Source organism: Pseudomonas putida (assembly GCF_002906855.1).
Taxonomy (GTDB): domain Bacteria; phylum Pseudomonadota; class Gammaproteobacteria; order Pseudomonadales; family Pseudomonadaceae; genus Aquipseudomonas; species Aquipseudomonas putida_N.
The window spans coordinates 2,218,701-2,232,765 of sequence record NZ_MINI01000028.1 but is presented as its reverse complement, the minus strand read 5'-3'; the positions used below and the strand labels follow the sequence as shown (position 1 = coordinate 2,232,765).

Genomic DNA, 14,065 nt, shown 5'->3' with positions numbered 1-14,065 from the left:
ACAGCAGGTGTGCATGTGACGGTTGTGATACAGAAACTGTGCCAAGTGCTGCAAAGGCGTTGTATTTCAGGCTTTTAGCGCCTCCACCCAGCTATGTGGCCCTGCTGGCCAAGTGGTCGGAGCGTGCCATTTCGCGACAAGGTGTTTCATCGTGAGACAGGGCCTTCTGCGCAGCCCATTCGCGGGACAAGCCCGCTCCTACAGTGACCGAGCCAGTGGGAGCGGCGGTGTTTCATCACCGTCTCAAACCGTCTCAATGTGCAACAGCGCAGCCCTGCAATCCCAACCTTGCACAACGGCAAAACCCAGGCAGTTCAGCACCTTGCGGCCATCGGCCGACCTTGGCACGGCCATTGCGCTTATACCGGTCACATCCAATGACAAGAGGCACAGCCCCATGCTTTCCGACCTGCCCATCCTGCTCGCCACCCGCGCCTTCCTCGAACGCAAGCTGAAGATGCGCATCGGTGCCGACTGGCAGGACGCCGCCAGTGGCCGCACCCTGTCGTTCCGTAACCCGGCCACCGGTGAAGTCCTGGGTGAAGTGCCCGCCGCCGAGCAGGAAGACGTCGACCGCGCTGTGCGCGCCGCGCGCCAAGCCTTCGACGACTCGCCGTGGAGCCGTGTGCGCCCCCGCGAGCGGCAGAACCTGCTGTGGCGCCTGGCCGACCTGATGGAGCGCGACGCGCAGCAGCTGGCCGAGCTGGAATGCCTGAACAACGGCAAGAGCGCCGCCGTGGCCAAGGTCATGGACGTGCAGCTGGCCATCGATTTCCTGCGCTACATGGCCGGCTGGGCTACCAAGATCGAGGGTAGCACCGTCGACGCGTCCATGCCGTTGATGCCCAACGACCAGTTCCATGGCTTCGTGCGCCGCGAAGCCGTGGGTGTGGTCGGCGCCATCGTCGCCTGGAACTTCCCGCTGCTGCTGGCTTGCTGGAAGCTCGGCCCGGCCCTGGCCACCGGCTGCACCGTGGTGCTCAAGCCGGCCGACGAAACCCCGCTGACCGCGCTCAAGCTGGCCGAGCTGGTGGACGAGGCAGGCTACCCGGCCGGGGTATTCAACGTGATCACCGGCACCGGCCTGAACGCCGGTGCCGCGCTGAGCCGCCACCCGGGCGTGGACAAGCTGACCTTCACCGGCTCCACCGAAGTGGGCAAGCTGATCGGCAAGGCGGCCATGGACAACATGACCCGCGTCACCCTGGAACTCGGCGGCAAGTCGCCGACCATCGTCATGCCCGACGCCAACCTGCAGGAAGCCGCCGCCGGCGCCGCCACGGCGATCTTCTTCAACCAGGGCCAGGTGTGCTGCGCAGGCTCGCGCCTGTATGTGCACCGCAAGCACTTCGACAACGTGGTGGCCGACATCGCCGGCATCGCCAACGGCATGAAGCTCGGCAGCGGCCTGGACCCGGCGGTGCAGATGGGCCCATTGATCTCGGCCAAGCAGCAGGACCGGGTGACCGGCTACATCGAACTAGGCCGCGAGCTGGGCGCGACCATCGCCTGTGGCGGTGAAGGGTTCGGTCCGGGTTACTTCGTCAAGCCGACGGTGATCGTCGACGTCGACCAGCGCCATCGCCTGGTGCAGGAGGAGATCTTCGGGCCGGTGCTGGTGGCAATGCCGTTCGACGACATCGACGAAGTGATCGGCATGGCCAACGACAACCCTTACGGCCTGGGCGCGAGCATCTGGTCCAATGACCTGGGCGCAGTGCACCGGATGATTCCCCGGATCAAGTCGGGGTCGGTGTGGGTCAACTGCCACAGCGCGCTGGACCCGGCGCTGCCGTTCGGCGGCTACAAGATGTCCGGTGTCGGCCGTGAGATGGGCGCTGCGGCCATCGAACACTACACCGAGTTGAAGTCAGTGCTGATCAAGCTCTGAGCTGCACCCTGGTCTGCCAGCCAGCGCATCAACATCCTCTGATGCTCTGCTGGCAGGCTGCTCATGGCCGCCAAGGGTGATCGACCAGCCAGCAACTCACGGACTACCGGCGCCAACTCGATCCCCTGCAAATGCCACACCCCCAACGGCTGATCCGCCGTCACCACCACTTCAGCCTCGTCCACTAGCCCATCCCGCAACACCGGCCGCCGCGCCACCTGCACTGCCGCCCAGTCCGCCGCCAAGTGCAGCGGCTGCGCATCCGGCCAGCCTCGACGGCGCTCCCAGAATGGCTGCCCTGCGCGCTCAAGCTCCTGCCCATAGAAGTCCCGCCCGATGCGGGCAAAGCGCAAAAACAGCTGCTCGATCCGCTGCTGATGAAACTGTTTCGCCAGTGCCGCGCGCTCGGGCCGACGGAGCAAGGTGTTGATCACCACCGGCGCCTGCAACGCCGATGACAGCGACTGGAAAATGCCATTCCCCGACAGTGGGTCAACCGCCATCGCCGCATCGCCCACCCGTACCCAGTCATCCCCCACGCAGTCGCCGGCGAGAATCGCCGTGCTGCTGCGGGCGTGCACCTGTGCAGGTTCCAGCGCTCGCGCACCGAACAACTCAGCCACCAGCGCCGACATCCGTCGGCGTGCGGCGCAATATTCTGGCAGCGCCGCCTTGCCCGGCAGCCCCTGGGCGTCCAGCGTAATCTGCCAGTAGCAACGCCCATCGGCCAGCCTGGCCATCCAGGCCCAGCCATCGTCCAGGCTTTCCACGGCCGACGCAGGTGTACCTGGCTCAGCCTGCCAGAGGTTGAGCAGGCTGACCGTCTCCGGCCCACGCAAACGGCCGGCCGCCAACGGCGCCTGGCGCCCGCGCGCTTCGACCAGAAAAGCGCCCTGCAGCACCTGCCCGTCGTCCAGCCGGACCTGGTAGCCCTCGGCACGCGAAACTTCGCGAACGCGCCCTTCCAGCAAGGTTGCCCCTGCCCGCCCCAGGTCATCGCGCAAGGCGCGGTCGAAACGCTGGCGATCTAGCAAAAACTCCTGATTGAGTTGCAGATGCTGGCCATTCCAGCGTACCTGGCGTGCAGCCGGTACCGCTGCCTCGGCCAGGGCGCCGCCCAGGCCGGCATGACGCAGGCCTTCCAGCACCCGTTGCGAAACCCCTTCCACGGCGGCAAAACGCCGCCAGTCGCAGACCACCGTCACCGGGTAGCCCAACCGCCGTAGGCCAAGAGCGGTAGCGGCGCCAGCCGGCCCGGCGCCCAGCACCAGGATGTGTGGTTCAGGCATCTGCTGCACCTCGTCGCTCCGGGCCGCTGAACGCGGCATGGGCCTGCAACCAGGCAAATACCTGCTGGCGGTCCAGGCCGGGCCGTTGCTGCAATAACGCCGCAATCCGCCCGCTAACCGCCGCACAGCCCAGACTCGCACCGGCCCGCCCGCGCTCCCCCACATGGCCACCAAAATCAGCCTGGGCACTGCCGAGCCACGACCACTGCCCTGGCGCGCAACGGGCATCGCCGGTGATGCGGATAACTCCCGGATACGCAGCCGGGTAAACCGCACGGCCCTGCGCCGGGCTGGACGCGCACAGCAGCACGCCGGCCTGCTGCACTTCAGCACAGGCCTGGCGCAGCACCGGCCGGTCCTGCTGCAAGCCAAGGCTGAGATTGATCAGCGTCACGCCCTGCTCCGCCAGCCAGAACAACCCGGCGGCGACCTGCAGGGCACTGGTGCTGCCTTGCTCGGTGAATACCTGGGCCAGTAGCAGCGGTAATTCGCCGGCCTCGGCTTGCAAGCTGGCCAGCACGGCGCTGCCATGGCCGAGCCGGTCCGGTTGCAACTCGCCCTCGCACAGCACCTCCCCGTCCAGCCAGAAGCGCCGGGCAGCGACCAAGGTCTGCGCTGACCCACAACCACTGTCGATCACTCCGACCCTGAATTCAGCGGCCATGCCTGATCACCTCCTGGGGCAATACGCGCAGTTGCCCGCCCTGCAGGTGCAGGTGCAGGTTGGCATCGGCCAGGGTCGAGGCGCGGTGGCTGATGAGGATGCGCGTGCGCCCGGCGAACAGTTCGTCGATGGCGGCAATCACTTCGCGCTCGGTGGCTTCGTCCACTGCCGAAGTGGCCTCGTCGAGCACCAGGATCGAAGGCGCCTGCAGCACCGCCCGGGCAATGGCGATCCGCTGTTTCTGCCCGCCGGAAAGCTGCTGGCCGCGCTCGCCGAGCAGCCCGTCCAAACCCAGCGGCAAGCTTTCGACCAGGCTGTCGAGATGGGCCAGTTGCACCACCCGCTCCAGCTCCGCACGGCTGGCCTGCGGCGCGCCATACGCCAGGTTTTGCGCCAGGGTGCCGCGGAACAGCACGATGTCCTGGCTGACCACGGCGATGCGCTGGCGCACGGCGGCCAGGTCAAGTTCGCGCAGGTCGGCGCCATCGAGCAGGATGCGCCCGGCATCCGGGTCGTAGAAGCGCTGCAGCAGGTCGATCAGGGTCGATTTGCCGACGCCGGAAGCACCGCTGATGGCCACCTTCAGGCCACCGGCAATACAGGCATCGACCTGCGCCAACACCGCGCCCTGGCGCCCGTCATGGGCAAAGCTGACGCCTTCCAGGCGCAGCTCGCCCGGCCCTTCTGGCATCGGCCTGGGCGAGTCGGCCTCGCGCACGGCCACCGCTTCCTGCTTCAACTCCATCACCCGGCTCAGGCTCACCGCCATGCGTTGCACCGCAACGTACAGGCCCAACAGGCTCTGCACCGGGCCGACCGCCATGCCCATGTAGGTGGAAAACGCGATCAGCGCACCGAGCTGCCAGGTGCCCTGGATCACCCACCAGCCACCGACCAGGAACGCGCAGGCGCGGCACCACGAGGTCAGGGTGCCGGGGATTGCCTGGGTGAAGAACTCGGTCACCTGCACTTTGAGCAACTGGCGCATATAGCCCTGCCCCAGCTGGTCCAGGCGCCCGGCCTCGCGGTTCTGCTGGCCGGACGCCTGGATGAACTTCATCGCCGGCAGGGTCTCAACCAGAAACGACGAAACATCAGCCGAGCGCTCGCGCAGGTTGCGCACCTCGCGCTCGACCTTGCGCCGCATCCAGCGCAGCCACAGCACTTCAATCGGGATCAACAGTGCCAGCAGCAGCGACAGTTGCCAGGACAGCATCAGCGGTACGCCGACGCCCGTAGAAAGTCGGCGACAGTTGCTGCAGATGGCGGTACAGGTCATCACGCAGGGCGAACAGAATGCGCCCCGACAGGCGTGTATGCAGGTAGCGATTGACGCCCGCCAGCACCGTGCCCAGCAGCCCGGCGCCAATCATGATCGCTGCCATGTGCCAGAGGGTCTGATAATCCTTGGCCAGCAGGCCTTCGTCGATCAGTGTCTTGACCAGCCAGGGTTGTACCAGGGCCAGCAGCGAAGCGCCGAAGGACAAGCCCAGCAGCACGCCGATGGCCCGTCGATGGGGGCGGACGAAACCATACAGCCAGGTCAGGGCCTGGCGCATGAGTAGTGGGTTGCTGGACTCCACCAGCCTGGCGAATAGGTTGCCCATGTCAGCCGCGCAACTGCTTGAGCTTGCGGTACAGCGTCGCCCGGCTGATGCCCAGCGCTTCAGCGGCGGCCGAGACATTGCCCTGGTGGCGCGCCAGGGCGCCACGGATCAATTCCAGTTCGTTGTCCTTGAGACTGCCGGAGGGCGTCGCGCCGCTGGCCAGTTCTTCCAGCAGGCAATCGGTCAGGTGGTCGAGGGTCAGCACCTGCTCGCCGTCCTCGCGCATGGCCAGGGCGGTGCGCACGACCATTTCCAGCTGGCGGATGTTGCCCGGCCAGTCGAAGCCTTCGAGCAGCGCCGCCAGGGCCGGGTCGAGGCTCACGCCCTTGGCGCCGGACTTGTCCAGCAAGCCCTCGATGATGCTCGCCAGGTCATCACGCTCGCGCAGCGCCGGCAGGCGCAGGGACACGCCGTTGACCCGGTAGTACAGGTCTTCGCGAAAGTGCTGTTCCTGTACCAGGCGCTTGAGGTCGCGGTGGGTGGCGCAGATCAGCGCCACGTCGATGTCCTGCTCGTCGCCCGCGCCCAGCGGCGCCACCCGGCGTTCCTGCAGCACGCGCAACAGCCGCGCCTGCAGGGCCAGCGGCATGTCACCGATTTCGTCGAGGAACAGCGTGCCGCCATGGGCCTGCATCAGCCGCCCGACCATGCCGCCCCGGCGCGAGCCGGTGAAGGCGCCCTCGCGGTAGCCGAACAGTTCGGACTCGATCAGCCCCTCGGGAATCGCCGCGCAGTTGACCGCAACGAACGGCTTGTCGGCCCGCGGGCTGGCCTGGTGCAGGGCACGGGCCACGACTTCCTTGCCGGTACCGGTCTCGCCCAGCAGCAACACCGGCAAACCGTTGCCCAGGCCCTGGCGGGCCATGCGCAGGTTGCGCGCCAGCCGCGCATCAGCGCCGGCCAGGGCATCCAGCGCGGGTGTCTTGTTGGCCGCTGCCGGCCTGGCCTGCGCCGCACTGCCATTGAGCGGGCTGTGCCGCGGCAGCTGCAGCGCCCGGAAGAAGAATTCGCCCTTGGCCGTTTGCACGTTGCTCACACCGCCCTGCCACAGACGGGCGATGAAGGCCGGTGAGCGCTCACCCAGCAGGTCGCTGCTGCGGCGCCCGATCAGGCCCTGGCGCGGCACCTGGAGCAGTTGGCAAGCGTTGTCGTTGGCGGCCAGCACCTCGCCGTCCAGGCTCAGGGCCAGCAGGCCGTGCCAGGCACTGTTGAGGTATTGCGGGCGGCTGTGAAAGGCCAGCACCAACTGCTCGGGGTGGCACAGGCCGAACATCCGGCTCTCGATATTACCGGCCGCCAGCATCAGCATGCTCAAGCTGTCCTGCGGCTGGGCCATGACCCCTTCACGGGTAATGTCGAGCACGCCGATCACTTCGCCGCGTGGGTCGCGCAGCGGCACCGAGGTACAGGAGAACGGGCTCAGGCGGTCGAGGTAGTGCTCGCCGCAGTTGATCAGCGTCGGCCGGCCTTCGACCACGGCGGTGCCGATGGCGTTGGTGCCGCGCAGCGATTCGCTCCAGCAACTGCCGGGTTGCAGGTCGCGCAGGCCTTCGCGTTGCAGCACATGCTTCTGCCCTTCGATGGCCAGCACGTTGGCCTGGGCATCACCGAGGATGATGATGCCGGCTTTGCCCTGGCGCGAGACCAGGTAGTCCAGCTCGGGGGTGACCGCGTCCACCAGCAGCCGGTTGCGTTCCAGCAGCGTACGCAGGTCATGGCCCTGTTCCAGGCCCAGGCCGACCTGCTCGCCCTGCAGGCAATCCAGGCCATGGCCGAGGCTGCGGCGCCAGGAGGCGTCGATTTCGTCGCGCAGCATGCCCAGCGGCAGCTCGCCTTCGTGGGCCAGGCGCAGGCGGGCCTGGCGGGATTCCTGCAGCGGGTCTTGGGCGTTTGTTATGGGAAATTGTCGCGCCATTTTTTGCTCCAGCTGTGGCCCTTGGGTCAGGGCTACGGGCTTGGGAATTTTTCCGCAGTGTGCGGGAGATTTTGGTGGGCGTCGAGGTGCATGCCTTTAGGGGTGTGTCGCCTGGAAGATCGAGCGCCACACCTCTCAAGACCTGCTCTCCCAGCCCCACCGTTGCCCCCAATCCTGGGGAACACCGCCCATCAAAAACCCTGCCAAAAATTCATCCACCGCTCTGAAACCCATGTCCCACAAGCCCTCCAGCCATTTATGAAAAAATTGGCACGGCTGTTGCGCTAGCCCTCCCAGACGCCCCAAGTCCATGGGCCCGTTAGCAGGAGGAACCGACTCATGCTCCGACCGATACCCAACATGCTGGCAGTGGCGATCGTCGCCGGCCTGTTCCAGCTCCCGGCGCAGGCAGCGCTGTATGCCGTCGACACTGGGCCCTACACACCTGAAAACGGCCACTACGCCGCCTGGTACCAGGACACCCATGGCCGCACCCTCGATCTGTGCCTGTCCAAGGCCGTCAGTTCACGGGTTGCCGGGGCCCCTGGCGCACCGTCGTACATGTGCACCCTGTTGCCGGCGCCCGGCATCTTCGATGACACCAAGCCGTTGGTCTTCCCGACCAACTGGCCAGATGAATCCTTCTGGTTCACCGCCGACGCTGCCATCAACGACGTCGCCCGGGGGGTCAACCTGATCTACGTGAGCGCACTCGAAGCCGCGTTCGGCGGTGGCGATCCGGCAGAAAACGACCAGATCAGCTTCGCCCGCGTGCGGATCCGGGTCGACGTTCCCGTGGCCGGCACCTACGTGATCACCCACCCCTACGGCGTCGAAGTGTTCGATGTACCCGCCGCCGGGCGCCGGGCGATCAACATGACCCGCGACATCGGCATCGGCTCCGCTGGCACTTATACCGGCGCCTTGAAGGGCGATATCGGGCCGTTCCTGCGTAGCATCAACGGCCCCTACACCGAAGGCAGCGAGAAATTCATTGGCGACCCCAACCTCAACGAGCGCGTCACCGGCAGCCCGTTCAACACCAACTTCGTGCGGATCGAAGGCCCCAACGGCATCGACCTGCGGACCGACCTGTTCGCTGTTTCCGGCAAGCTTTCCGAAGTCGTCCGGCCCACCCCGTTGATCCCATTGCGCAGTACCTATTCGCGGCACACCGAGAACGGCGACCTGCGTGCCCAGCAGGACGTGTTCGTGCTGGCCCCGCCACCGCCAGGCAGCGCCACCCTGACCAGCCAGACCCCTAACCTGCCACTGACCGAAGCCAATGGCACCGGTACCTGGTATGCCCAATCGGCGCTCAACCCGGCACTGCCGACCAGCATGCTGGTCAGCGCCGACAACAGCGTGGCGATCCCCACCAGCAGCGTGACCACCGCCGACATGCCGCTCACCGACCTGGTCACCATCACCAAAGCCGAATACAGCCTGGCCAACGCCACCCTGAGCGTGATCGCCACCAGCAGTGACGAAACCAGCCCGCCAGCAATGACTGCCCGCACCGGCAACGGCACCTTCATTGGCAACTTCACAGGCGACGGCGCGCAGAAAAGCCTGACCGCCAACTTGTCACCCGTTCCGCCGGCCAAGGTGCAGGTCTCCAGTGCCAACGGCGGCAGCGACATCGAAGACGTGGTGCTGGTGCCATGAACAGACAAAGGCTCCGCCTTCAAGGAGGTAGCATGAACACTTGGCAACGCCGTGCGCTGTTGGCCGCCGGTTTCTCCCTCACCCTCAGCAGTGCGGCCTGGGCTACCCTGTCCGATGTCGACCCGGGCCCCTATACCTTCGCCACCGGCGGTTTCCCGTTGTGGTACAAGGACACTAACGGCCTGTCACTGGAATTGTGCCGCTCACACGCCGTCAGCACCCTGGTCGCTGGCGCACCCGGTGCACCGGCCTACATGTGCACCCTGCTGCCAGAGCCGGGCGTCTTCGACGATACCCTGCCCTTGGTGTTCCCTGACAACTGGCCATCGGAGATGTTCTGGTTCCTGGCGGAAACCAGTATTCCTGCCGTTGGCAACAGCGGCTATGAGCTCGACGCCTATGTGGCGGGCATAGAAGCGGCATTCGCTGGTGGCAACCCGGTCGATGGTGACCAGCAGAGCTTTGCCCGCATCCGTCTGCGCGTCTCGGTACCCACTGCGGGTACCTACACCATCACCCACCCCTACGGCGTGGAGACGGTCAACGTCACCACACCCGGTCGCCGGGCGATCAACATCACCCGTGACATCGGCATCGGCGCCCCGGGCAACTTCACCGGTGCGCTCAATGGTGCGATCGGCCCGTTCATCCAAGGCTTCGGCGCACCCTATACCGCAGTCAACCCGGAGACCGGCACCACCGACACCTTCATCGGCGACCCCAACCGGCCGGAAGCGATCAAGGGCAGCCCCTTCGGCACCAATTTCATCCGCATCGACGGCCCGCCCGGGCGCATCGAAACCAGCCTGTTCACGGTTTCCGGCAAAGTGCTCGACCAACGTCCGCAGCTGCCAGCCTCGCTGGAGCGGGCCACCTACTCGCGCAATGGCAGTGGCACCCGGGTGGAGGTATTCGCCAAGGCGCCGAACACCGCCAGCGTCTGCTTGCGCAGTGGCCTGGCGCTGGTCGGTACCCCGCCCTCGCCCTGCCAGTTCAGCATGACGTCGGACAACAACGGGCTGTTCTTCAGCCAGCAACTGAGCCAGCTGGCGCCGCCGCCGGTAGTCGTGGTGACCGCCAGCAGCAGCGACATCAACACCCAGCCGACCGCCATTTCGAGCAAGCTTTCCGATGTGGTCAAAGTCAGCACCGCGCGCTACGAGTGGGCCAACAAACGACTGACGATCGAGGCGCGCTCCAGCGATGGAGTGGTGATCCCGGACATGGTCGCCCAGGGCTACGGCCGCCTGTCCAAGTCCGGCACGCTGCAGACCCTCACCATCAATGACCTGACCCAGCCTCCGGCCACCGTCACCATCAAGTCGAGCCATGGCGGTGTCGATGTCGAACCCGTGGTGGTGGTCGGCACCGCACCGGTCGAAGCGGCCAACCAGCCACCGCTGGCCCAGGCCGATGTCGGCAGCACCAGCATCGGGGTGCCGCTGACGATAAACCTGCTGCTCAACGACAGCGACCCGGACGGCAACGTGCCACTAAGCATTACCGACCTCACTCAACCCGGTACCGGCCTGGGTGGCGTGGCGCTCAACGGCAGCACCTCGGTGACCTACACCCCACCACCAGGTGCCACGCAGCCGGTGGTGGCGACCTTCACCTACCGGGCGATGGACGCCAAGGGCCTGAAGTCGGAACCGGCCACCGTGACCGTCAACGTCGCGCCCAACCAGGCACCGACCGCCAACCCGGAAACCGTGACAACCTTGGCCGCCCCGCTGACCATCAATGTATTGGCCAACGACACCGATCCGGAAGGCAACGTGCCGCTGAACGTGGTCAACCTGACCCAGCCAGCAGCCGGTCGCGGCACCGTGAGCACTGATGGCACCACGGTCAGCTACACCCCTCCGGCCACGGTGACGACGGCGTTCACCACTACCTTCACCTACCAGGCGCGTGACTCCCTGGGTGCGGTCTCCGCGCCAGCCACCGTCACGGTCAACGTGCAGCCACGGCCTGCAGCCGGCGAGACCTTCACGGTCACCGCAGCCACCGTCCTGGCCCGCTCGAACAACCGGTACAACTGGGACGTCAGCGGCACCTCGTCGGTGACCACCGGCAACACCATCACCGTGCGGGTCACCACCACCACCGGTGTGCAGACCCTCGGCACCACCACGGTACCGGTGACCGGCCGCTGGCGCCTGACGGTGAGCAACAGCACCACGATCGTCCCGACTGCGGCACCGACCGCCACCGTGACGAGCAGCCAGGGCAGTACCCGCACTGTCAACGTGACTGTGCAGTAAGGCCAGGAGAATACCATGAAGCGCCTGTATCCACTGCTGCTGAGCCTGGCCCTGGCGGGCCAGGCCGGGGCCGATGACCTGATGGACAACGCCGACCTTGCACCCGGCAGCGACCTCGGTGAACCGGTGATCATCCGCCTGCTGCCGGTCGGTGCCGGCCAGGCGGCGGTGATCGAGCAGCAAGGCAACGGCAACCGCGCCGCCCTCGACCAGCACGGCCAGGCCCTGCTGGGCCGCATCGTCCAGGCCGGGGGCGCGCAAGAGGCGTACATCCTGCAGGAAGGCAGTGACCTGATGGCCAACATCAGCCAACAGGGATATGGCAACAGCGCTGCGATCCGTCAGAGCGGCACCAGCAACAGCGCCAGCATCGATCAGATCGGCAACAACAACAGCGCCAGTATCGAGCAGGCCGGCACAGGCCTGAGCAGCTCAGTGACCCAAGCCGGCAATGGCCAGCGTGTTCAGATCACCCAATACCGATAGACCTGGAGGCACCACCATGTTCAAGCTCGCTCCCCTAAGCGCCGCTATCGTCCTGGCCCTGGCCGGCCAGGTCATGGCTGACGACAGCACCTCGAACCAGTCGCAGACCGGCAACCAGAACATCGCCGAGGTGCAGCAGACGGTTGCGCCGTTCGCCGCGGCCACCCAGACGCAGACCGGCAAGGGCCACAACCACCTGGCGGTGCAGGAAAACAGCACCAGCACCATCAACCAGACCGCCAGTGGTTCGTACAACGCCGGCTACGGCGAGCAGCTGTTCGAAAATGGCAGCCAGATCACCCAGCAGGCCGCTGGCTCCTACAACGACGCCTTCGCCAGCCAGTCGGTGGGCGAGAACAACCAGTCGCTGCAGAACCAGCAAGGCAGCGAAAACCGCTCGACCGTGTGGCAGGACACCCAGACCGGCAGCCAGGTCACCACCACCCAGAGCGGCCAGCGCAACGAAGCCTTCGTCGAGCAGCTGTTCGGCGGCAGTAACAACCGCGCCAACATCACCCAGGATGGCCAGGACAACTACGCGACCTCCGAGCACATCCTGCACAACGATGGCTATGTGCAGATCTACCAGCAAGGCAAGCAGAACTTCGCCTACGGCGACCAGCGCGACGGCAACGGTGGCACCATCAACATCGACCAGTACGGCACTGGCCACTCGGTGGAGGTCTGGCAGGACACCCAGACCGGCGCCCGCGCCACGGTCAACCAGACCGGCCAGACCAACGAAGGCTACATCGACCAGAGCTTCGGCAAGGACAACGTCGCCAACCTGTATCAACAGGGCCAGTCCAACGCCAGCTGGTCGGATCAGTTCGAGACCAACAACTCGAACACCACCGTCTCCCAAGGCGGCAAGAGCAACAGCAGCTTCACCTACCAGACCGGTGACAACCAGAGCCTGACCGTCAACAGCAAGGGCACCGGCAACAAGGTCCTGGCCAGCAACTGGAAAGGCGACAAGATGGGCGGCCAGTTCGGCAAGAACCAAACCGCCAACATCAACCAGAACGGCACCAGCAACAGCGCCAACCTGACCCAGAACGGCGAGTACCAACTGGCCACGCTGAGCCAGAAAGGCACCGGCAACACCATGGAGACCAAGCAGGCCGACAGCTACAACGAGCTGTACTTCGAGCAGAACGGAAGCGACAACAGCCTCATCGCCGACCAGCGCGGCACCGACAACTACGCCTTCGGCTCGTCCACCGGCAGTGGCAACAGCATCAACCTGGACCAGTCCGGCTATGCCAACCAGAGCTATACCAACCAACTGTATGGCAGTGGCAACAGCGCCACCATCAAGCAGGCTGACAGCGCCAACGTCGCCTACGTGACCCAGGGCGGCAACAACAACGCGGCCATCGTCAACCAGAGCGGCGCCTACCAGAGCGCCACCATCAGCCAGATGGGCAACGGCAACACAGCCACCGCTACCCAACGCTGACCAGCTCCCCCCTTGAACCGCGGCGTCTCCTCTCCCTGGCGTCGCGGTTCCTTTTTTTCTGCCTCTGTATAGCCCCTCACGCCTGATGCAATCCCTGTGGGGCCGTGTTTGCCTTACAATGCCTGACATCCTCACATCACGCCGTCGCACCATGATCCAGTCCGACCTCGACCTGTTCGGCCCCCAGCCGCAACGCCTGGCCAGCCACACCGTGCTGCTGCCCGGCTTCGCCCTGGCCGTGATCGAGCCGCTGCTCGACGCTCTACGCCCGGTGCTGCGTGCCGCGCCGTTCCGGCACATGCAAACACCGGGCGGCCTGAACATGGCGGTGGCGTTGACCAATTGCGGGTCGCTAGGTTGGGTCAGTGATGCCAAAGGCTACCGCTACAGCCCCATCGACCCCGTCAGCGGCCAGCCCTGGCCCGCCCTGCCCCAGATCCTGCTCGAACTGGCGGGTCGCGCAGCGGCGGCAGCCGGCTTCGAGGGTTTCGTGCCTGATGCCTGTCTGGTCAACCATTACCTGCCCGGCACCCGCCTGAGCCTGCACCAGGACCGCGACGAGCAGGACTTCGGCCAGCCGATCGTGTCGATCTCACTGGGGCTGCCGGCGGTGTTTCTGTTTGGTGGGTTGCAGCGCTCGGACAGAACTCAGCGGATACCTTTGAACCATGGTGATGTGCTGGTGTGGGGCGGCGAAGATCGGCTGCGCTTTCATGGGGTGTTGCCGATAAAGCCGGGGGGGCATCCGCGGATGGGGGAACGGCGGATCAACCTGACCTTGCGCAAGGCAGGTTGACCCAGTACGCAGGGCCGACT

General features: G+C 65.9%; 10 protein-coding genes and 1 pseudogene. 6 read left to right on the top strand and 5 right to left on the bottom strand.

What is annotated here, in order from left to right; translation table 11 throughout:
* The first annotated feature begins 397 nt into the window (after positions 1–397).
* Positions 398–1,891: an aldehyde dehydrogenase family protein gene (locus BGP85_RS10755; protein ID WP_103447144.1), complete on the top strand. Its 1,494-nt coding sequence runs from the start codon at positions 398–400 to the stop codon at positions 1,889–1,891.
* On the opposite strand, the gene qhpG is transcribed toward BGP85_RS10755, so the two are convergent.
* From qhpG to BGP85_RS10735, 5 genes and pseudogenes are all read right to left on the bottom strand, one after another.
* Positions 1,855–3,180 carry a flavin-dependent monooxygenase QhpG gene (gene qhpG, locus BGP85_RS10750; RefSeq protein ID WP_103448243.1) on the bottom strand — a complete coding sequence of 442 codons (1,326 nt, stop codon included), beginning with the start codon at positions 3,178–3,180 and terminating at the stop codon, positions 1,855–1,857. The genes BGP85_RS10755 and qhpG overlap by 37 nt on opposite strands.
* On the bottom strand, positions 3,173–3,844 hold the full coding sequence (qhpE, locus tag BGP85_RS10745) for a subtilisin-like serine protease QhpE (protein WP_103447143.1): 672 nt from the start codon (positions 3,842–3,844) through the stop codon (positions 3,173–3,175). The genes qhpG and qhpE overlap by 8 nt, the downstream gene beginning before the upstream one ends.
* Positions 3,834–4,535, bottom strand: coding sequence for an ATP-binding cassette domain-containing protein (locus BGP85_RS29210; protein WP_258035885.1), 702 nt, complete (start codon positions 4,533–4,535; stop codon positions 3,834–3,836). The genes qhpE and BGP85_RS29210 overlap by 11 nt, the downstream gene beginning before the upstream one ends.
* Positions 4,536–4,709: 174 nt before the next feature.
* A pseudogene (locus BGP85_RS29205) lies at positions 4,710–5,403 on the bottom strand (ABC transporter ATP-binding protein); the annotation flags it as partial.
* Positions 5,404–5,452: 49 nt separating this feature from the next.
* On the bottom strand, positions 5,453–7,366 hold the full coding sequence (locus BGP85_RS10735; RefSeq protein WP_103447142.1) for a sigma-54-dependent Fis family transcriptional regulator: 1,914 nt from the start codon (positions 7,364–7,366) through the stop codon (positions 5,453–5,455).
* Between the two features lie 339 nt (positions 7,367–7,705).
* Between BGP85_RS10735 and BGP85_RS10730 the strand changes: the two genes are divergently transcribed.
* The 5 genes from BGP85_RS10730 to alkB all read left to right on the top strand — a co-directional run bounded on the left by BGP85_RS10730 (position 7,706) and on the right by alkB (position 14,045).
* Positions 7,706–9,034: a hypothetical protein gene (locus BGP85_RS10730; protein WP_103447141.1), complete on the top strand. Its 1,329-nt coding sequence runs from the start codon at positions 7,706–7,708 to the stop codon at positions 9,032–9,034.
* 32 nt (positions 9,035–9,066) lie between these two features.
* Positions 9,067–11,301 carry an Ig-like domain-containing protein gene (locus tag BGP85_RS10725; protein ID WP_103447140.1) on the top strand — a complete coding sequence of 745 codons (2,235 nt, stop codon included), beginning with the start codon at positions 9,067–9,069 and terminating at the stop codon, positions 11,299–11,301.
* Between the two features lie 15 nt (positions 11,302–11,316).
* Positions 11,317–11,787, top strand: a complete 471-nt coding sequence (locus BGP85_RS10720; protein ID WP_103447139.1) for a curlin — start codon at positions 11,317–11,319, stop codon at positions 11,785–11,787.
* A gap of 16 nt (positions 11,788–11,803) precedes the next feature.
* Complete coding sequence (locus BGP85_RS10715) at positions 11,804–13,249, top strand: curlin (protein ID WP_103447138.1); 1,446 nt, start codon at positions 11,804–11,806, stop codon at positions 13,247–13,249.
* A gap of 151 nt (positions 13,250–13,400) precedes the next feature.
* A complete protein-coding gene (alkB, locus tag BGP85_RS10710; RefSeq protein ID WP_103447137.1) occupies positions 13,401–14,045 on the top strand; it encodes a DNA oxidative demethylase AlkB in 645 nt (214 codons plus the stop codon).
* The last annotated feature ends 20 nt before the right edge of the window (positions 14,046–14,065 follow it).